The sequence below is a fragment of the Leucobacter muris genome (genome assembly GCF_004028235.1).
GTDB classification, from domain to species: Bacteria; Actinomycetota; Actinomycetes; order Actinomycetales; family Microbacteriaceae; genus Leucobacter; species Leucobacter muris.
In genome coordinates this window covers 2,565,357-2,585,439 of the sequence record NZ_CP035037.1, presented here as the reverse complement: position 1 = coordinate 2,585,439, position 20,083 = coordinate 2,565,357, and the positions used below count along the sequence as shown (strand labels likewise).

13 protein-coding genes, 1 other RNA gene and 2 pseudogenes are annotated in these 20,083 nt (G+C 70.0%); 14 read left to right on the top strand and 2 right to left on the bottom strand.

Going from position 1 to position 20,083, the window contains the following annotated elements; all coding sequences use genetic code 11:
- Positions 1-109: 109 nt before the first annotated feature.
- From Leucomu_RS12040 to Leucomu_RS12020, 5 genes are read left to right on the top strand one after another with little or no spacing between them, the layout of a single operon-like run.
- Positions 110-1,117, top strand: a complete 1,008-nt coding sequence (locus Leucomu_RS12040) for an ABC transporter permease (RefSeq protein ID WP_017883640.1) — start codon at positions 110-112, stop codon at positions 1,115-1,117.
- A complete protein-coding gene (locus tag Leucomu_RS12035) occupies positions 1,114-3,699 on the top strand; it encodes an ABC transporter ATP-binding protein/permease (protein WP_228407094.1) in 2,586 nt (861 codons plus the stop codon). Before Leucomu_RS12040 ends, Leucomu_RS12035 begins: the two co-directional genes overlap by 4 nt.
- A gap of 13 nt (positions 3,700-3,712) precedes the next feature.
- Positions 3,713-4,318: an NfeD family protein gene (locus Leucomu_RS12030; protein WP_128387368.1), complete on the top strand. Its 606-nt coding sequence runs from the start codon at positions 3,713-3,715 to the stop codon at positions 4,316-4,318.
- An 11-nt stretch (positions 4,319-4,329) separates the two neighbouring features.
- Positions 4,330-6,009, top strand: a complete 1,680-nt coding sequence (locus Leucomu_RS12025; RefSeq protein ID WP_128387367.1) for an SPFH domain-containing protein — start codon at positions 4,330-4,332, stop codon at positions 6,007-6,009.
- Between the two features lie 4 nt (positions 6,010-6,013).
- The gene (locus Leucomu_RS12020; protein ID WP_228407093.1) at positions 6,014-6,637 is read left to right on the top strand and encodes a PH domain-containing protein; all 624 of its coding nucleotides are present in this window, start codon (positions 6,014-6,016) and stop codon (positions 6,635-6,637) included.
- Between the two features lie 80 nt (positions 6,638-6,717).
- Here the strand turns inward: Leucomu_RS12020 and Leucomu_RS12015 are convergent, their stop codons facing one another.
- Entirely contained in the window at positions 6,718-7,272 is a 555-nt protein-coding gene (locus Leucomu_RS12015) for a YqaJ viral recombinase family protein (protein ID WP_228407382.1), read from the bottom strand.
- 355 nt (positions 7,273-7,627) lie between these two features.
- Between Leucomu_RS12015 and Leucomu_RS12010 the strand changes: the two genes are divergently transcribed.
- The 5 genes and pseudogenes from Leucomu_RS12010 to Leucomu_RS11990 all read left to right on the top strand — a co-directional run.
- The gene (locus Leucomu_RS12010; protein WP_031289882.1) at positions 7,628-8,350 is read left to right on the top strand and encodes a response regulator transcription factor; all 723 of its coding nucleotides are present in this window, start codon (positions 7,628-7,630) and stop codon (positions 8,348-8,350) included.
- A 325-nt stretch (positions 8,351-8,675) separates the two neighbouring features.
- On the top strand, positions 8,676-9,185 hold the full coding sequence (gene rplJ / locus Leucomu_RS12005; RefSeq protein ID WP_017883633.1) for a 50S ribosomal protein L10: 510 nt from the start codon (positions 8,676-8,678) through the stop codon (positions 9,183-9,185).
- 80 nt (positions 9,186-9,265) lie between these two features.
- Positions 9,266-9,649, top strand: a complete 384-nt coding sequence (gene rplL / locus Leucomu_RS12000) for a 50S ribosomal protein L7/L12 (RefSeq protein ID WP_017883632.1) — start codon at positions 9,266-9,268, stop codon at positions 9,647-9,649.
- A 249-nt stretch (positions 9,650-9,898) separates the two neighbouring features.
- Positions 9,899-11,617, top strand: coding sequence for a hypothetical protein (locus Leucomu_RS11995; protein ID WP_128387365.1), 1,719 nt, complete (start codon positions 9,899-9,901; stop codon positions 11,615-11,617).
- Positions 11,618-11,847: 230 nt separating this feature from the next.
- Positions 11,848-12,342: pseudogene (locus Leucomu_RS11990) on the top strand (ABC transporter transmembrane domain-containing protein); the annotation flags it as partial.
- A 36-nt stretch (positions 12,343-12,378) separates the two neighbouring features.
- Here the strand turns inward: Leucomu_RS11990 and Leucomu_RS11985 are convergent.
- Positions 12,379-13,632 (bottom strand): IS256 family transposase, encoded by a 1,254-nt coding sequence (locus tag Leucomu_RS11985; RefSeq protein WP_228407350.1) that lies wholly within the window; start codon positions 13,630-13,632, stop codon positions 12,379-12,381.
- A gap of 91 nt (positions 13,633-13,723) precedes the next feature.
- Here Leucomu_RS11985 and Leucomu_RS11980 point away from each other — a divergent pair.
- From Leucomu_RS11980 to ffs, 4 genes and pseudogenes are all read left to right on the top strand, one after another.
- Positions 13,724-15,001, top strand: a pseudogene (locus Leucomu_RS11980) (ABC transporter ATP-binding protein); the annotation flags it as partial.
- Positions 15,001-17,049 (top strand): ABC transporter ATP-binding protein, encoded by a 2,049-nt coding sequence (locus tag Leucomu_RS11975; RefSeq protein ID WP_128387364.1) that lies wholly within the window; start codon positions 15,001-15,003, stop codon positions 17,047-17,049. The pseudogene Leucomu_RS11980 and the gene Leucomu_RS11975, both read left to right, overlap by 1 nt.
- A gap of 232 nt (positions 17,050-17,281) precedes the next feature.
- Positions 17,282-19,873: a S8 family serine peptidase gene (locus Leucomu_RS11970; protein WP_128387363.1), complete on the top strand. Its 2,592-nt coding sequence runs from the start codon at positions 17,282-17,284 to the stop codon at positions 19,871-19,873.
- A 5-nt stretch (positions 19,874-19,878) separates the two neighbouring features.
- Positions 19,879-19,975, top strand: an RNA gene (gene ffs / locus Leucomu_RS11965) — signal recognition particle sRNA small type.
- The last annotated feature ends 108 nt before the right edge of the window (positions 19,976-20,083 follow it).

Below are 20,083 nucleotides of genomic sequence, written 5' to 3'. Positions count from 1 at the left end.
CATCGCGGCTCCGCTGCGGTCTTCGGGCGCGCCGCTGCGGGGCGGAGCCCGCGGGCGGGCCGCGTCGGCAGGCCGAGTCGATGTCGGAGGTCGCAAGTAGGGTGAGACCGTGAAGAACCAGCGGGCGCGACGGGTGCTGCGAGCGGCGGGCAGGATCGCCGCTCGCATCGTGCCGGTCGTGCTCGGGGTGGTGGTCGCGGTCTTCTTCCTGCTGCGCATGGTGCCGGGCGATCCCGCGGCCATGATCCTCGGCGAGCGGGCCACCCCCGAGTCGGTCGCGCAGCTGCGCGCGCAGCTCGGGCTCGATCAGCCGCTGTGGCGGCAGTTCACCGACTTCGCGGTGCAGGTGGCCACCCGCTTCGACACCGGCGACTCGCTCGTCACCGGGGTTCCGACGCGCGACCTGATCCTCGCCAAGGCGCCGGTGAGCCTCGGCATCGTGGTGCTCGCCGTCGCGCTCGCGGTGCTCATCGCGGTGCCGCTCGCGCTCGCGGCCGCGCTGCGCCGCGACAGCTGGGTGGACCACGCGGTGCGCGTGCTGCCCGCCGTCGGCATGGGCATGCCCCTCTTCTGGATCGGCCTGCTGCTCATCATCGTGTTCGGGGTGCAGCTGCGGTGGTTCCCGGTGGGCGGCGTCGGATCCGGCCCCGGCGAGCCGCTGCGCAGCCTCTTCCTGCCCGCGCTCGCCGTCGCCCTCGGCATGGCCCCGCCGCTCATCCGCTCGCTGCGAGCCCAGCTGCTCGAGGTGCTGGGCGCCGACTTCGTGACGACGCTGCGCGCGGCGCGCGTGCCCGAGCGCCGCATCCTCTGGCGGCACGTGGTGCGCGGGGCGGCGCTGCCCACGCTCACGCTGCTGAGCGTCAACACGGCGTACCTCATCGGCGGCACCCTGGTGGTCGAGAAGGTGTTCGGCATCGACGGGCTCGGCACGCTGCTGTTCCAGTCGATCGGCAGCCGCGACTTCCCGGTGGTGCAGGGCGTGGCACTCACCTGCGCCGTGCTGGTGGTGCTGGTCACCACGTTGGCGGGGGTGCTCGCGGCGCTGCTCGATCCGCGCCTGCGCGTGGGCGAGCAGCCCGAGGCGACGCGGTCGGCCGCCGAGGGGGCCGCGCGATGAACGCCCTGCGCCGCCTGCGACGGTCACCCGCATTCGTGGCGGGGGCGACGCTGTTCGCGCTGATCCTGCTCGCCGCGCTGCTCGCCCCCGCGCTGGCGCCGTACCCTCCGAACGCGCAGAACCTCACCGGAGGTCTACTGCCGCCCTCGCCCGAGCACTGGTTCGGCACCGACCAGCTGGGCCGCGACGTGCTCTCGCGCATGCTCTTCGCCGCGCAGACCGACCTGCGCGTGGCGGTGCTCGCCGCGCTCGCGCCGTTCGCGATCGGGGTGACGGTCGGCCTCGTCACCGGCTACTTCGGCGGCGCGGTCGACTGGGTCGGCTCCCGCGTCATCGACACCGTGATCGCCTTCCCCTTCTACGTGATCGTCATCGCGATCGTCTTCGCGGTGGGCGCCGGCGAGGGCGGCATCATCGTCGCCTTCGCTCTGGTGGGGTGGGTGGGATACGCCCGGGTGCTGCGCGCGATGACCGCGTCGCTGCGCGAGGCGGGCTGGGTGCAGGCGGCGCGCGGCGGCGGGCTGTCTCACGCGCGCGTGCTGCTGCGGCACCTGCTGCCGAACGTGCTGCCGCAGGCGATCGTGCTGCTCGCCACCGAGATCGTGCTCATCATGGTGGCGATCGTCACCCTCGGCTACCTCGGCCTCGGCATCCAACCGCCCACGCCCGACTGGGGCACCATGATCTCCGACGGGCAGGCCTTCATCACCACCCACTGGTGGTTGTCGGCGCTGCCCGGCCTCGCGGTCGTGCTGACGGGGGTGGCCCTCTCGCTGCTCGGCGACGGGGTCGGCGACGCGCTGCGCATCGGCGACGAGGGCGTCGCCCGCCGCGGCGAGCGGGGCGACGGGCGCGGCGGTCTCCCGCTCGGCGGGCAGCGGCTCGCGACCCGTCTTCGAAGGTCGGGGCCGTCGGCCCCGCACGGTGCGGGACGGCTCGAGCCGGGCGAGGTGCGCGTGCGCGGCCTCCGGGTGGAGGCGGTCGGGCACGGCGCGCGCGACTCGGGGGGCCGCAGGCCCGCGCTCGTCGACGGCGTCTCGTTCGAGGTGCGGCCCGGCGAGGCGCTCGGCATCGTCGGCGAGTCGGGATCGGGCAAGAGCCTCACCCTCCGCGCCCTGCTCGGCATGCTGCCCGCCGGCACGCGCGTCGCGGAGGGCGCGGCCGCCGCCGGCGGGCCGGTGCGCATGGTCTTCCAGGACCCGCTCACGGCCCTCGACCCCCTGACGCGCGTCGGCGTGCAACTGCGCGAGGCGGTCGAGGCCTCGGACGGCGGGCCCCGCGGGGCGGCACGCAGGCGCGTGCTCGAACTGCTCGAGCAGGTGCGCCTGCCCGACCCGCAGCGCATCGCGCGCGCCTACCCGCATCAGCTCTCGGGCGGTCAGCGGCAGCGGGTGGTGATCGCCATGGCCCTCGCCGGAGACCCGGCGGTGCTGCTCTGCGACGAGCCCACCACCGCACTCGACGTGACCGTGCAGCGCCGGGTGCTCGATCTGCTCGACGAGCTGCGCCGCACCCGCGGCATCACGCTCGTGTTCGTGAGCCACGACCTCGCCGTCGTCGCCTCGATGTGCGAGCGGATCGTCGTGATGCGCGGCGGGCGCGCCGTCGAGACGGGTGCGACGCAGCAGGTGGTGCGAAGCCCCCGCGACCCCTATACCCGCAGCCTGCTCGAGGCCGTGCCGACGCTGCCCGATCCCGCCCCCGATCCCGCGGATGCGGCCGAGCCCCTGGAGGCGGAACCCGCGGGGCGCGAAGACGGGCAGCGGTCGCAGCCCGCGCTCGAGGTGCGCGGCGCGCAGGTGAGGTACGGTCGGTCGGTCGCCGTCGACGGCGTCTCGCTGGCGGTCGCGCGAGGCGGCGCGCTCGGCATCGTGGGGGAGTCGGGGTCGGGCAAGACGACGCTCGCCCGCGCCATCGTCGGGCAGCTGCCGCTGACCGAGGGCGAGATCCTGCTCGACGGCCGCCCCCAGCCGCCTCGGCGGAGCCGCGCGGAGCTGCGGGCGGTGCAGCTCGTGCCGCAGGACCCATACTCGTCCCTCGACCCGCGCATGACCGTGGCGCAGACGCTGGAGGAGCTGCTGCGCGTGCACGGGCTCGTCCGCCGCGCCGCGCCGCGCCGCGCCCGCATCGCCGAACTGCTCGAGTCGGTGCGCCTCGATCCCGCGCTCGCGCATGCGTACCCGCACGAGCTCTCCGGCGGTCAGCGCCAGCGGGTCGCGCTCGCCCGCGCGCTCGCGGTGCAGCCGCGGGTGATCGTCGCCGACGAGCCGACGAGCGCGCTCGACGTGTCGGTGCAGGCGAGTGTGGTCGCGCTGCTGCAGGAGCTGCGGCGCGAGCCCGGGGTGACGCTCGTGCTCGTCTCGCACGACCTCGCCGTCGTGCACGAGCTGTGCGAGGCGGTGCTGGTGATGCGCGGGGGCGAGGCCGTCGAGAGCGGCGGATCCGCCTTCTTCACCGCCCCCCCGCACCGCGTACGGTCGCGAACTGATCGGCGCGGTGCCGCGGTTGCACGGCGCCGCGCGACACCCGTCCGTGACGCCCCGCCGGGCGCCTTGATACGCTGCCAGTACCGGACCGCATGAGAGGAGGCCCTCGATGGACGGCATCATGAACTGGTTCGAGCGACTGCTCGACGGCTCGTTGGTCACGGGCGGCATCTTCTTCATCATCGGCATCGTCGGCGGCGTGCTGCTGCTCGTGTCCCTGCTGCTCGACGGCATCTTCGACGCCTTCGACTTCGGCGACGGCCCCCTCAGCCTCACCACCATCGCCGCGTTCACCGCGATCTTCGGCTTCACCTCGTTCGCGAGCGTGGGCGCCGGCATGGCGACGCCGATGGCCGCGATCGTCGGCTCCCTGGCGGGCGTGGTCGGAGGCGCGGCCGCCTGGTGGCTGTCGCGCATGATCCGCGGAGCCGAGTCGAGCACAGCCGTGAGCGGCGTCGACCTGGTGGGATCCGAGGGCGCGGTCGTGCTCGCGATCCCCGAGGGCGGGCTCGGCGAGGTCGCGATCACGCGCCACGGCGAGCGCATCTCGCTGGCCGCATCTGCCGACACCGCGATCCCGCGCGGGGCGGCGGTGCGCGTCACCCAGACCGTCACCTCCACATCGGTGCGCGTCGAGCCGCTCGTGCCGCCCGCCGCTCCGGAGCAGGCGCCCGGCCCGTCCGGCCCCGATCCCGCAGCAGACCCCCCTCAATGAACGGAGAATGAATGTTGCTCGCAAGCCCGGCGATCATCGGTATCTTCGGCGCGGTCATCGCGCTGGTACTGGTGGCACTCGTCATCATCAAGCGGTACCGCATCGCCAAACCGGATGAGGCGATCATCGTCACCGGAGGCAAGGGCAAGGAGGTCGTCGACGCCGCAGGGCACAAGTCGCGCGACCTGTCGGGGCAGAAGGTCGTCACGGGCGGCGGCGTGTTCGTCGTGCCGTTCGTGCAGAAGTCGTTCACCATCTCGCTGCGCTCGCGCCGCCTCTCCATCACCACTGAGGCGCAGACCACCGACGGCATCACCATCCAGGCGCAGGCCGTCGCCGTCGTGAAGGTGGGCGGCACGCAGGAGATGATCCGCGCCGCCGCCCAGCGATTCCTCTCGAACTCCGACGAGATCGACGAGTCGACGCAGGAGGTGCTGTCGGGCTCGCTGCGCTCGATCATCGGCGGGCTGACGGTGCTGCAGATCATTCGCGACCGCGCGGTTGTGGCCCAGAGCGTGCTCGAGGCCGCCGAGGAAGCGCTCACCAAGCAGGGCCTCGTGGTCGACACCCTGCAGATCCAGGAGATCCGCGACGCCGCCGACTACATCGCGAACATCGGTCGTCCCGAGGCGGCGAAGGTGCGCCAGGCGGCCGACATCGCCGAGACCAACGCCTACCAGGCCTCGCAGGAGGCGAAGATCTCGGCCGAGAAGGTGCTGCTCGACCGCAATCGCGAGCTGAAGCTGCGCCAGGCCGAGATCCAGGCCGAGACCGACAAGGCGACGGCGCAGGCCTCGGCGGCCGAGCCCCTCGAGCAGGCCATCCAGCAGCAGGCCATCGTCGAGCAGCAGCAGATCACCGCGCAGAAGGAGGTGGCGCTGCGCACCGAGAAGCTGAACGCCGACGTGCGCGCCGTCGCCGAGGCCGAGGCCTACCGGGTCGAGGCGCTCGCGAAGGCCGAGGCCACCGCCTCGGTGTCCGCGGCGGAGGGCCGCGCCAAGGCGATCGAGCGCGAGGGTCTCGCGAACCGGGCCGCCCGTATCGCGGCGTCCGAGGCGCTCGAGGCGGAAGGTCGCGCCGAGGCCGCGGCGCTCGAGGCGAAGGGCACGGCCGAGGCCGCGGCCATCGACGCCCGCGCCCGCGCGCTCGAGACGCAGTCGCAGGCGGTGCTCGCGCAGGAGCTCATCCACCTGCTGCCCGAGATCGCCGGCGAGTACGCGCAGGCGATCGGCGCGATCGACAACATGACCGTGGTCTCGGCCGACGGCTCGTCGAAGGTGACCGGCGACGCCATGGGCAACATCAAGGGCATGCTCGAGATGGCGCGCGAGACCGTGGGCATCGATCTCGTCGGCATGCTCAACGGCGTGGTCGCGGGCGGCGCCGCGGGCGCCGCCGCCGGGCGCGCCTCCCAGGCGAAGCCGCAGGCCGACCGGGCCGAGTCGGATCCCGCGCAGCGGGAGGAGGCCGTCTCCGGTCGCGGCTCGGGCAGCGACCCCCGCACTGCCGAGCGCCTGGCCGACGCGGCTCAGGATCTCGCGGCTACGGCATCCCGCACCGCGTCGGAGGCCGCCGACGCCGCGGGCTCCGTCGCCGAAGCCGCGGGCGGCGCCGCGCAGCGCGCGGGGGGCACCGCGGTGAACGGCCTCGACGGCCTCGGCGCCGCGCCTCAGCAGAACCCGGCAGAATAGGGGTATGCCCTCCCGCAGCCCACGATCGATGACGGCGGAGGTCGAGTCGGTGCTCGGCCCCGCTCCGGCGAGCTACTCGCAGCCGGAGGTCGTGGTGCTGCGGTTCCGGCGGCACGGGCGGCGTCTCGTGTGGCCGGTGCTCGCGCTGCTCGCGATCGCCGGCGCCGCCGGCTTCTGGGTGGGTGCGCTCCCCGCCGCGTGGATGAACCTCGCGGCCGCCGCGGGCGGGATCCTGCTCGCCCTGCTGCTCGGGGTGCTGCCCGTCTTCTCCTGGCTCGCCCACCGCACCACGGTGACCACGCGGCGCGTGATCCGGCGTCAGGGCCTCTTCTCGCGGCAGCGCAGCGAGGTGTCGCTCGGTCGGGTGCGCGAGGTGCGCTCGCGCCGCGGGCTGGGCCAGCGCGTGTGGGGCGCGGGCGACATCGAGCTGCTGCACGGGGCCGAGAGCCTCACGCTCGTGGACGTGCCGGGCGGCGAGCGAGTCGCCGACGCCCTGCAAGAGCTGATGGAGCGCAACTACGAGCACTCGGCGCGGGTCGAGCAGCGGCTCGCGAACCTGCCGGGCGCTGCGGCGGCCCCCGCGGCCGCGATCCCGCAGGATCAGGCCGGGCCGGTCTCGTTCTGGTGAGCCGCGCCCGTCGATGAGCTGCGCGGCCCGGCCTCTCGGGGATCAGCGGTTCGCGAGGCGACCGCGGGGCGTCCGCGATCTCAGGTCGTGCGGGTGATGAGCACGTCGATCAGTTGGCCGGCGAGATTCACGAGCCGCTCGATCTCGCTCTCGTCGCGATCCACCCAGCGGCACTCCGGATCGCCGACGGGCACGAAGTTCTCGTGCCGCTCCCACACCACGAGTGTGCGCTCGGCGCCGAGCACGTACTGCTGCCACCAGACCTGACGCAGATAGTTGCGGGGGATCGAGCGCCACTCCTTGTTGGTGGTCTTGATCTCGGCGAGCTCGACGGCGCCGCGGTCCCGATGGGCGAGCCCGTCCGGGGTGGCGAGGTGCCGCAGATCGGTCTCGGCGTGGAAGAGGGCCTGGCTCGGCGAGATCTCGTGCTCCCGTAGCACCCACGCGGCGATCTCGGGTTCGCGCGCCTTGCCGTGCGCCGTGTAGGCGTTGCCGGTGAAGCGGCTGCCGTGCAGCTTCTCGTGGGCGGCGGCCTCGATCGAGCGCCGGCTGGTCAGCTTCGCCACATCGGTCGCGGTGATGCCGCGAGCGCGAGCGCGCATCCAGGCCATGCGATCCGTGCCGTCGGTCACCATCCGGTGCAGGTAGGCGGGGAGCAGATCGGTCACCGCACCAGTCTTCCATGTCTCGCCCGAGACGACGATCCAGGCTCGCCCGAGAGCCCTGAAAACCCCCTACTGTCGCGCAAAAGCCCTGAACAGGCCGGATTACCTGCTGCGAATCGGAAAGTTCGCTGACAATACAGCGAGAGAGCTGGATGCTCATCAGCTGTTGGGTGCAAGTGGGGAAAGGAAAGCACTAGGCTCGTGAAGACAAGTTCCCCGAGTGCACACATGAATTCGGGTCTCGGGGGGAAATATCGATCTGGTGCGCTTCGGCGTTGACTTCTTCTCAGCGCGATTCGTGCCAGATGAGAAGGGCACTCAGAACATGGAATCTCAGGCATTGAAGCGCGCCGATGGTGGGAAAGTGCGCGCTCTCGTCGTCGATGACGAGGAATCGATCACGCAGCTCGTCGCAATGGCGCTGCGGTACGAGGGGTGGGATGTCGAGACCGCCGTGAACGGCGAGGAAGCGCTCCAGAAGATCCGCTCCTTCGAGCCCGATGTCGCTGTGTTCGACATTCTGCTGCCCGACTTCGACGGGATGCAACTGCTGTCCCGGGTGCGCTCGGACGGGCGCATGTTCCCGGTGCTGTTCCTCACGGCGCTCGACTCGGTCGAGGATCGCGTGAACGGACTCACCGCAGGCGGAGACGACTACGTGGTGAAGCCGTTCAGCCTCGAGGAGCTCATCGCCCGCCTGCGCGGTCTGGTGCGCCGTTCTCAGGTGGCGCTTGCGCAGGAACCCGATCCGGTGCTGCGCGTGGGCGATCTCACCCTCAACGAGGACAGCTATGAGGTGGAGCGCGCAGGCGAGCCGATCACGGTCACGAACACCGAGTTCGAGCTGCTGCGCTACCTGATGCGCAACCCGAACCGCGTGCTGTCGAAGGCGCAGATCCTCGACCGCGTGTGGGCCTACGACTTCAACGGCAAGTCGACGGTGGTCGAGCTCTACATCTCCTATCTGCGCAAGAAGGTGGATGCGGGTCGCGACCCGATGGTGCACACGGTGCGGGGTGCGGGCTACATGCTGAAGCCGGCGAACTGATCTCTCGGGGATCGGGGTGCGGGAGCCGAGGATCGCCCGGGTGTTCGCCCTGGTTCCGGTCCCGCGCCCCGAATCGCCGATCGTCGGTTCGTGTGATAGAGTTACCGACGGCCAAAGACCGTCGGTAGGGTCCGTGAGGATCCCGGAACGTTCGCGAGAGCGAAGACCTGCGCAGGTACGAACTCCTTGAGAGTGGGATCGGATCCCGTTCTTCACAGAAGCTCCGTGCGTGCGCGCCGGAGCTTTTCCCGTTTCAGGGGAGCATCCGAGCGGCACGGCCCCCGAGCGGCAGCCGCCGCACGGGTACGACAAGCTAGGGAGCGCCATGGCTACGAAGGACGCTACGGTTGCCGATCTTCAGCAGAAGTTTGAAGAGTCGACCGCCGTTCTGCTGACTGAGTACCGCGGTCTCACGGTTGCCGAGTTGCGGAATCTCCGCAACAGCATCCGCGAGCACGCGACGTACGCTGTGGCGAAGAACACGCTGACCAAGATTGCGGCCAACAACGCCGGGATCACCGCTTTCGATGACGAGCTCGCCGGTCCTTCGGCGCTCGCCTTCGTGCACGGTGACACCGTCTCGGTCGCCAAGGCTCTGCGTGACTTCGCCAAGGCAAACCCTCTTTTGGTGGTGAAGGCGGGCTACTTCGATGGCAACGCCCTGACCGCCGCTGAGGTAGGCAAGCTTGCCGATCTCGAGAGCCGCGAGGTGCTGCTGGCCAAGGCCGCCGGCGCCATGCAGGCTGCTCTGGTCGGTGCGGCACAGCTGTTCAACGCTCTGCCCGCCAAGGCCGCACGCGGCTTCGGCGCGCTGCAGGAGAAGCAGGACGCGTAAGGATTCGGCGCACGCCGGTTCGATACACATACACCCGCCTCTCGCGCACCGCGTGAGGGCAAACATCAAGGAGATACACAATGGCTAAGCTTTCGACTGAAGAGCTGCTCGAGCAGTTCAAGGAGCTCACCCTCATCGAGCTCTCGGAGTTCGTGAAGGCGTTCGAGGAGACCTTCGACGTTTCGGCTGCCGCCCCGGTCGCCGTCGCCGCTGCTCCGGCCGCCGGTGGCGCTGCCGAGGCCGTCGAGGAGAAGGACGAGTTCGACGTCGTCCTCGAGTCGGCTGGCGACAAGAAGATCCAGGTCATCAAGGTCGTGCGCGAGCTGACCGGCCTGGGCCTGGGCGAGGCGAAGGCCCTCGTCGAGGAGGCTCCCAAGAACGTGCTCGAGGGCGCGAAGAAGGAGGACGCCGAGGCGGCCAAGGCCAAGCTCGAGGAGGCCGGCGCGGGCGTCAAGCTCGCCTAAGTCTTCCGAGACTGCCGCTCTTCGCAACGCGAAGCAACGCAGGGGCGGGATCACCTTCGGGTGATCCCGCCCCTGCTGCGTGTCGGGGGAGGGAGCGGATCCGGCGTCCGGTCGGGGTGCGGTGCCCGGGTCTCGATTCGGTTTCAGACCTTGAAGAAAATTGGATCCCGTCTACTATGGCTTGCGGGGGCGCCGCGGGCGGTATCGACGATGCCCTCGTTCGAACGCAGACCTGGGGGACTGAACCACATGAAACTGAAGCGCGCACTGTCCGCGGTGACCGCCATCGGACTCACCGTCTCGGCGCTCGCGCTCGGGGGCGCCGCAGCGACGGCCGTTCCGAGCAGCGACGTCTACTTGCCGGCGGCGGAGATCGTCACGACCACCGATGCAGCGACCGAGTCCCAGTTCTACAATCAGTGGCACTTCGATCCCGAGCCGGGCAGCAACGGGGTAGCCGCGCAGCACCCGAACGGCTTCACGGTCGGGGCGGGCAGCGTCGTGCACGCGATCAAGGGCAACTATAACGACCTCGTCGGGCCGGGCGAGGCGCTCGCGGATCCCGCCTCCATCGCCGAGCTGGCGGCGAGCCTCTCGCTCTCCATCTCGGACCCGTCGCGCACGACCTACCAGATCCCGGTGTTCTACGGCCACGACGGCGCCGCCTGGAAGTTCACCATGCTGCGCAAGAACGTCGCGCACGACGACAACCGGTGGATCTCGTCCGCCACGATCCCGGCCGAGGGGTCCGCCTCCGAGATCAGGGCGGAGTACGAGTACCCGCTCGCGCAGATCATCGCCGCGCTCGAGGCGAACGGCGATCCGCGGGCGATCGGCGCGGGCTTCTTCGTCGACCGGCCGACGAGCGAGCTCATCGTCTCGTCGTTCACCGCGGGCGGCGTCACCACCCGCTTCTACGCCGCACCGCCGGCGAGCGCCGATCCGCGCGGAACCGACACCGGCTTCGTGCACGCCGACAGCATCTACGTGCGCGCCGAGCTGAGCGAGGACGCCTACGCCGGCTGGCACGAAGAGGTCGAGGATGCCGCGGCGCGCGGAACCTTCGAGTCGGTCGTCGCGCCGAGCGGCGATCACGTCAGCGGTCTGCGGGTCACCGGCAAGTCGCAGCTGATCAACGGCTACGCCGACGATGCCCGCCCCCGCAACTCGCTGCCGCAGATCCTCGACGAGGGCTTCGTCATCGACGGCGCCGCCGAGGCGGGCGCCCGGGGCTTCGAAGCCCAGATCCCCGTCTTCTTCCGGCAGGAGGGACGGATCGGCCAGCAGTTCACCACGCTGCGCGCCGCGGTGCCGGCCGACGGCCGGCTGACCTCGGGCTTGCCGTGGGCCTCATCGCGCGACCTCGGCGCCGTGCCGGCGAACACCTACACCGATCTGAACGCGATCATCGCCGCGCTCGGCGACTACGAGATCATCGGTCACGGGTTCACCGTCGAAGCGGGGGCGGCGCTCGTGAAGAACGTCTCGTTCAACGGGCACGCGACCACCTTCGCCACCGCGCCGGCCCCGATCGTGCCGGCTCCGAATCCGTCCGATCTGACCCCCGAGACCGAGGGGCTCATCAGCGCCGCGCCGACCGCCGCTCCGGGCGCCACGATCACGATCGAGGTCGGCACCGAGTGGGCGGGCCAGACCGTCGACGTCTACATCTTCTCCGAGCCCCGACATCTCGGCGCGCACCTCGTGAGCGCGGCCGGCACGGTCGAGGTCGTGCTGCCGGCCGACATGAGCGGGGTGCACAGCCTCGCGGTCTACGCCGCGGACGGGACGCTCATCGGGTGGCAGACCATCACGCTCGCATCGGGCGGCGGGGCCGGGGGCGCGAAGCTCGCCCGCACCGGCGCCGAGGAGACCGCGGTGCTCGGGACCGGGATCGCGGCGCTCGCGGCGATCGTGCTGGGCGGCGCGGCGATCGGCTCGCAGGCACTGCGCCGCCGCTCGCTCTAGCGGCGCCCGCTGCCGTTCGGGGGAGGGGCGGGATCACCTTCGGGTGATCCCGCCCCCTCCCGTCTTCGGACGCCCGGTGCCCGGGTAGTGCCGGGCGTCCGGGTGGCGCCCGCGGCTCGAAGCTGGTACAGTTGCCCGGCTGTTCTGATCCGATCCGGGATCCCCTCCGCCGCGCTCCGGATCCTCTCGCCGCCTCCGGGCGACCGCGAATGTCGGTGGTGCGCATCAGAATGGCACACGACGAAAGGATCCTCGTGGCCCTCATCTCCCTCACGCTTCGGCACGCGAAGAAGTATTGGCCGTTCATCGCGGCCGTGCTCGTGCTGCAGCTGCTCTCCACCATCGCCGCGCTGTGGCTGCCCAGCCTCAACGCGCAGATCATCGACCGCGGCATCGCCCAGGGCGATACCGACTTCATCTGGCGCACGGGCGGCTTCATGCTGATCGTGTCGCTCGGGCAGCTCTTCACGGCGGCGGCCGCCGTCTACTTCGGTGCACGCACCTCGATGGGCGTGGGCCGCGATCTGCGCCGCGAGGTCTATCGCAAGGTCGACTCGCTCAGCACGCTCGAGGCGACGAAGTTCGGCGCGGGCACGCTCATCACACGCGGCACCAACGACGTGCAGCAGGTGCAGATGCTCGTGCTGATGACCCTCAACTTCATGGTCTCGGCGCCGATCATGGCGATCGGTGGCATCATCATGGCGCTGCGCGAAGACGCCGGGTCTGTCCGATAAACGGTGTGTGGGATCCGGCGGTTTTCATTCGTGAGTGGTTTTCTCGAACCGTCCGGCGAAGGTGATCGCGAACGCGTTCAGCGCGGGCTTCCACCTCATCACCCAGCGTGCCCTTCCGCCGCCAGTCGGGTCAAGCGACCGCGTCACGAGGTAGAGACATTTCAGCGCGGCGGCCTCGTTGGGAAAGTGCCCCCGAGCTCTCACGGCGCGCCGATAGCGAGCGTTGATTGACTCGATCGCGTTGGTCGTGCAGATCACCCGCCGGATCTCGACGTCATACTCGAGGAACGGCACGAACTCCGCCCAGCTGTTCTTCCAGAGCTGCACGATCGCCGGATACCGTCCGCCCCACTCGGCGGCGAACTCCTCGAACCGATCCTTCGCCGCCTGCTCCGACGGGGCCGTGTAGACGGGTTTGAGGGAACGGACGATCGCGTCGCGGTGTTGCCGCCCGGCGTAGCGGAAGCTGTTGCGGATCAGATGGACGATGCACTGCTGGACGACCGTTTGCTCCCAAGTGGTGTTGATCGCCTCCGGGAGACCCTTCAGCCCGTCGCAGACCGCGATGAGCACGTCCTCGACACCCCGGTTCTTCAGCTCGGTGAACACCTGCAGCCAGAACCTCGCACCCTCCTGACCGTCACCGGCCCAGATGCCGAGGATGTCGCGTTCCCCGTTCACGGTGACGCCCATCACGACATAGAACGGGGTGTTCCTCACCTGCCCGTCACGGACCTTCACCACGATCGCGTCGACGAAGATCACCGGGTAGAGCGCATCCAACGGCCTGCTCGACCATTCGGCGAGTTCCCCGGCGACCTTCTCGGTGATCCGGCTGATCGTGTCCTTGGAGACCTTCGCCCCATAGACCTCGTCGAAATGCGCAGCGATCTCACCGGTCGTCAACCCCCGAGCGGAAAGGGACAGAACGATCTGATCGATGCCGTCCAGTCGGCGTTTCCGCTTGGGGACGATCACCGGCTCGAACGACCCGTCTCGATCTCGCGGGACTTCGATCTCGACGGGGCCGATCTCTGTCAGCACCGTCTTGACCCGCGTCCCGTTACGCATGTTCTCGCCGATTGGGGTCCCGCCGTGCTCGTGGCCGAGGTGCTCGGTCAACTCGGCATTCAGCGCGGTCTCGAGGACGTTCTTCGTGAGCTGGCTGAGCAGGCCGCCCGGCCCCGTCAGGCTCACGCCCTGCTCCTTCGCCTGCGCGAGCAAGCGTTCTGCGAGTTCTTTCTGATCGATGATCTCCCCGGTCACGGGATCAATCATCTCGTCGTCAACAACGACAGTGGTCGTGTCAGCCACGGCCATCTCCTTTCGGATCAGGCCGGACCCTCACACACCATTATTCAGACAGTCCCAAGACGCCGGCCTGTCGTGGCTCGTATGGGTCTCGGTGGCGGTGCTCGCGGTCATCGTGAGCTTCCTGGTGTGGCTGCTGCTGCCCCTGTTCCGCACGATGCAGGATCGCGTCGACGCGATCAACGGCGTGCTCCGCGAGCAGATCATGGGCATCAGGGTCGTGCGCGCCTTCGTGCGCGAGAACTTCGAGGCCGATCGATACGAGGTAGCCAACCGCAACATCACCGACGTCTCGGTCAAGGTGGGCAACATCTTCGTGCTCATGTTCCCCGTCATCATGATGGTGCTGCACTGCGCCACGGCCGCCGTGCTGTGGTTCGGCGGGCACCGGGTCGATCAGGGCCTCGTCGAGGTCGGTTCGCTCACCGCGTTCCTGCAGTACCTGCTGCAGATCCTCATGGCGGTGATGATGGGCGTCTTCATGACGATGATGATCCCGCGAGCCGTGGTCTGCGCCGAGCGCATCCGCGAGCTCCTCGACACCGAGTCGACGCTCTCCTTCCCGACCGCCGAGACGATGCCGACGCCCGCCAGGGGTCGCGTCGAGTTCGATCACGTCACCTTCGGCTTCCCCGGCGCCGAGAAGCCGGTCATCAAGAACGTGAGCTTCGTCGCCGAGTCGGGCCAGACCACGGCGATCATCGGCTCCACCGGCGCGGGCAAGACGATTCTGCTCAATCTGATGCTGCGCCTCTACGATCCGCAGCAGGGATCCATCACGGTCGACGGCGCTCCCATCTCGGCGCTCACGCGCGCGCAGCTCGCCGAGGCACTGAGCCTCGTGCCGCAGCGACCCTACCTGTTCTCCGGCACGATCGCCTCCAATCTGCGCTTCGGCCGGTCCGATGCCAGCGACGACGAGCTGTGGGAGGCGCTCCGCGTCGCCCAGGGCGATGACTTCGTGCGCGCCAAAGAGCTGCAGCTCGAAGAGCCCGTCTCGCAGGGCGGCACAAGCGTCTCGGGCGGCCAGCGCCAGCGCCTGTCGATCGCCCGCGCGCTCGTGGCGAAGCCCCGCGTGTATCTGTTCGACGACTCGTTCTCGGCGCTCGACGTGGCGACCGATGCGAAGCTGCGGGCGGCTCTGCCCGACGCCACGAGGGGCGCCACGACGATCATCGTGGCGCAGCGGGTGTCGACCATCACCGACGCGGATCAGATCCTCGTCGTCGAAGACGGCGAGATCGTGGGGCGCGGCAGTCATGAGCAGCTGCTCGAGACCAGCGAGGTGTACCAGGAGATCGTGCGATCGCAGCTCGAAGAGGCGGAGGCGGCCTGATGGCTGAGAAGAAGAACGCGCAGGCCGAGGCCGCGGTGCAGGCCGACGAGTTCGAGCTGCCCGACGACTACCAGCCCGACGCCGACGACTGGTCGGGTTCGCAGCCGGTCAAGAAGGCCAAGCACTTCTGGCCGTCGGCGAAGCGGCTCGTCGGCCTCCTCGCGCCCGAGAAGTGGCTCTTCTCGCTCGTGGTGCTGCTCGTCGTGGGCTCGGTCGTGCTCACGGTGGTCGCGCCGAAGGTGCTCGGCCAGGCGATGGATGTCATCTTCAACGGCATCCTCGGCAAGCAGCTACCCGCCGGAGTGCCGATCGAGCAGATCATCCAGGGCGCGCGCGACGAGGGCAACACGCAGTTCGCCGACATGCTCGAGGGGGCGAACGTGGTGCCCGGCGAGGGCATCGACTTCGGCCTGCTGAGCCGCCTCATCCTCGCGGTGCTGGCGCTCTACCTCGTGGCGTCGTTCCTCATGTGGCTGCAGGGCTACATCCTCAACCGCATGGTGATGCGCATCGTCTACCAGCTGCGCCGCGACATCGAGCACAAGATCAACCGGCTGCCCCTCAGCTACTTCGACGGGCGTCAGCGCGGCGACGTGCTCTCGCGGGTCACGAACGACGTCGACAACATCCAACAGGCGCTGCAGCAGGCGTTCTCGCAGCTGGTGCAGTCGCTGCTCACGGTGATCGGCATCACCGCGATGATGTTCATCGTGTCGTGGCAGCTCGCGCTGACCGCGCTCATCGCGCTGCCCCTCTCGGGCATCATCGCGGGGGTGGTCGGCGTGCGGGCCCAGAAGCTGTTCGTCGCGCAGTGGAAGCACACGGGCGACCTCAACGGGCACATCGAGGAGTCGTTCACCGGGCACGAGCTCGTGCGCATCTTCAACCGCGACGCCGAGATGGCCGAGGAGTTCGACCGCCGCAACGAGGGGCTCTTCGACGCCGCCTACAAGGCGCAGGCGCTGTCCGGCACCATCATGCCGGCCATGCAGTTCGTGCAGTACCTCAGCTACGTGCTCATCGCCGTCGTCGGCGCCCTGCGCGTCACCGCGGGGCAGATGACCCTGGGCGACGTCACGGCGTTCATCCAGTACTCGCGCGAGTTCTCGCAGCCGATCAGCGAGATGGCGAGCATGGCGAACATGCTGCAGTCGGGCGTGGCCTCGGCCGAGCGCACCTTCGAGCTGCTCGACGCCGACGAGCAGCAGCCCGACACCGCCTCCGAGCGGCTGCCCGAGCGCACCGACGGGCACGTCGAGTTCGACGACGTCTCGTTCAGCTACGATCCCGAGACCCCGCTCATCGAGGGTCTCTCGCTCGAGGCCAGGCCCGGGCACACGATCGCGATCGTGGGCCCGACCGGCGCCGGCAAGACCACCCTCGTCAACCTCATCATGCGGTTCTACGAGCTGAACAGCGGGCGCATCCTGCTCGACGGCGTCGACATCACGCGACTCTCGCGCGCCGAACTGCGCGGCCAGGTGGGCATGGTGCTGCAGGACGCGTGGCTGTTCGACGGCACGATCCGCGAGAACATCCGCTACGGACGGCTCGACGCCACCGACGACGAGGTCGTCGAGGCGGCCAAGGCGACAATGGTCGACCGCTTCGTGCGGCAGCTGCCCGACGGCTACGACACGGTGATCTCCGAGAACGCCTCGTCGCTGTCGGCCGGCGAGCGGCAGCTGCTCACGATCGCCCGCGCCTTCATCGCGAACCCGTCGCTGCTGATCCTCGATGAGGCCACCTCCTCGGTCGACACGCGCACCGAGGTGCTCGTGCAGCAGGCCATGCGCGCGCTGCGCACCGACCGCACGTCGTTCGTGATCGCGCACCGCCTCTCGACCATCCGCGACGCCGACACGATCCTCATGATGGAGAACGGCAGCATCGTCGAGCAGGGCTCCCACGAGCAGCTGCTGGCGAGGCGCGAGGCGTACTACCGCCTCTATCAGGCGCAGTTCGCCGGCGAGGTCGACGAGGCGCACGCCGAAGAACTGCTGACGGGATCCATTCCCACGGTGCAGCCGGAGCAGCCCGAGGGCTGATCCCGGCCTCAGCGCTGATCGTGCGGCCCGGGAGGGCGACCGGAAACGGTCGCCCTCCCGGACCGTTGCCGATCCGGGGCCGTGTCCCGCCCGGTCCGCCGCTCGGCGTTCCCCGGAAAGCTCCGCCCCGGTGGGATGGGCATTACCTCCCTTTGTGATGGACGGTGTGCAAATATTCCGATAGCCTCTCCCTCGTCGGGTGCCGAGCGGCATCCGCGGAAAAGGGGAGACCATGCGCGCATCGATGCGCCGAGGGATCGCAGCGTGCGCCGCGATCCCGCTGCTGATACTGTTCGCGGCACCCGCCGCACACGCGGAGGGCGAGGAGCAGGATCCCGCAAGCACCCTCTCCGGGCGCATCGCCGAGGCCGCCGCATCGGGGGCCGCCACACCCGAGGAGATCGCCGAAGCCGCGGCCCTGCCGGTCGACGGCGAAGGCAGCCTCACCTTCGACAGCGCCGAGCGCATCACCGGCTCCGTGATGTTCGATGCCGCTCCCGACGAAGCGCAGCTGGCGGCGGTCCGAGCGAGCGGCGCCGAGATCGAGACCGTGCTCGAGATGTTCGCCGCGGCCACCGTCAAGATCGCGCCCGAGCACCTCGAAGCGCTCGCGGCGGTGCCGGGCGTCGCGAGTGCGATCCCCGCGCTGAAGCCCTTCACCGGAACGGACCGCTCCACCGCCGTCGTCGGCCTGCGCGGTGAGATCGCGGCCCTCACCGGTGCCGCGCCCGCTGTGGCTCCGGCCGCCGCGACGCCCGCCGGAGCCCCGTGTGGGCCGATCCCCATCGAGGCCGACGCGCCCCTGAACGCCGACGACGCCCGCAGCGGCTTCGGCGTTGACGGCACCGGCGTCACCATCGGCATCATCTCCGACTCCTTCGCCAAGACTACGGCGCCCACGTCCTGGCAGAACGACGTGGAGTCGGGGGCCCTGCCCGGGCCCGAAAACCCCTGCGGGCGCACCCTTCCCGTCGAGATCGTCTCCGACCAGCAGTCCGGTTCGGACGAGGGCCGCGCCATGGCCCAGCTCGTGCACGGCATCGCCCCCGGGGCGAAGCTGCTCTTCGCCGACGCCGGTTCGAGCGACATCGGGATGGCCCAGAACATCTTCAATCTGGCTCAGGCGGGCGCCGACATCATCGTCGACGACATCACCTGGCCGTCCGAGACCTACTACCAGCAGGGCTTCATCTCCGTCGCGATCGAAGAGGTGAAGGCGCAGGGCATCACGTACTTCACCTCGGCCGGCAACTCCACCGGCATCGGCTCGAGCGGCGCGAGCACGGGCAAGCCGATCTCGTCCTGGCAGACCACCGCCTACCGGCCGACCGCGTGCCCCGCATGGCTGCTCGACCCCAGCGGCGATCCCCTCGACGGACAGACCGTCGACTGCCTCGACTTCGACCCCGACCCCGCGGCCGACACCCCCTACGACACACTGCAGATCAGGGACAACCTCTACAACGGGCAAGCCCAGCTCCAGCCCATCGGTTCGATCGGCGAGCCGCTGCACGGCGTCACCACCGGCTACGTGCTGCGCTTCTACGAGGTGGTCGACGCTGCGACCGACGATGTCGAGCTCATCGGGCAGGTCGGGCAGTTCGGCCCCACGCACCCCGGTTTCATGGGCGCTGTGACGGTCGACGAGAACACCGAGGTGCGCATGGTAATGGTGCGCACCGCGCACGACCCCGACCCCGCCGCGCGCCAGCCCGCCGTGTTCCTCTCCTTCATCCGCGGCGGCGGCGCCATCGCGGACCGCGCCCACCTCGGCAACGCCGAGCTCGGCGCGGCCGCCACCGACTGGGTCGGCGAGACCGTGTTCGGCCACGGCGCAGACGGCTCGGCCATCAGCGTCGCCTCGCTGCACTGGGACGACCCCGCGCAGGTGCGCGACTACAGCTCGCTCGGCCCGGGCACCCTGCTCTACGAGCCGGTGCGCACCGATGCGGCAGCCCCCTCGGCGCGCCTGCCGCAACCCGTGATCGTGCCCACTCCCCATGTCGCGGCGGTCGACGGCACCCAGACCACCTTCTTCGGCGAGGACGAAGGCGCGCCCGGAGCTCCCGAATACCGCTTCTACGGCACCTCAGCCGCAGCGCCGAACGCGGCCGCCGTGGCGGCGCTCGGCCTCTCCTACGCGCCCGGACTCCGCGGAGCGGCGCTCGGACAGCTCGTACTCGAGACGGCGCGCGGCACCGCCGCGGGCGGGCCCGTGAACCCCTACGCGCCCGGCTTCTCCGACGCCGAGGTGTTCGGCGCGGGCATCGTCGACGCGAACGCCCTGCTCGAACGGATCTACGCCGACTCGCCGACACCCGGCCAGATCGCCGGGTTCGCCACCACCGCGGTCACCCACACCTCGCTCACCCTCGGATGGCAGGCGGCGATCGACGCCGACCGCTACGTGATCGAACTCTTCACCGGAGAGCCGGTACCCGCCAACGCCGTCGAAGCGTCTCAGCTCGCAGCCGACCAGCTGAGCCACGCCTTCACCGGGCTGAGCCCAGCAACCGCCTACACGGTGCGCCTCACCCCATTCTCCGTGCTCGGCAAAGCGGGCACCGCCGCCGTGCTCCCCGTCACCACCGCGAACGCTCCCGTGGTGCCCACACCCCAGCCGGTGCCCCAGCCCGCACCCGACCCGCAATCCGCCGGAGCGAAGAACCTGCGCCAGACCGGCGGAGAGAGCAGCACCCCGCTCATCATCGGGGCCGTCGCCCTCGTGGTGCTCGGCGGAGCCGCCGTCGCACTGGCCGTCGCACAGCGCCGCAAGCGCGCCGCCGCGAACGGCATGGACGAAGCAGGCGACGACATCGGCTAGACTAGTGAGGCCCCCCATGCGGTGGCATCTCGGCGAACTCCCCCAGGTCGGAAACGAAGCAAGGGTAGTCGGGCTCTGCCAGGTGCATGGGGGGTCTTTCTCTGCTTATTCGCCTACTGGCGTCGGTGGGCCCGGCGCTGTATTAGGCGTGCATGCGAGGCCTGTCTATGCCTATTTGCCTGGGCTGATGTAAGTCCCTAACGCTACGCT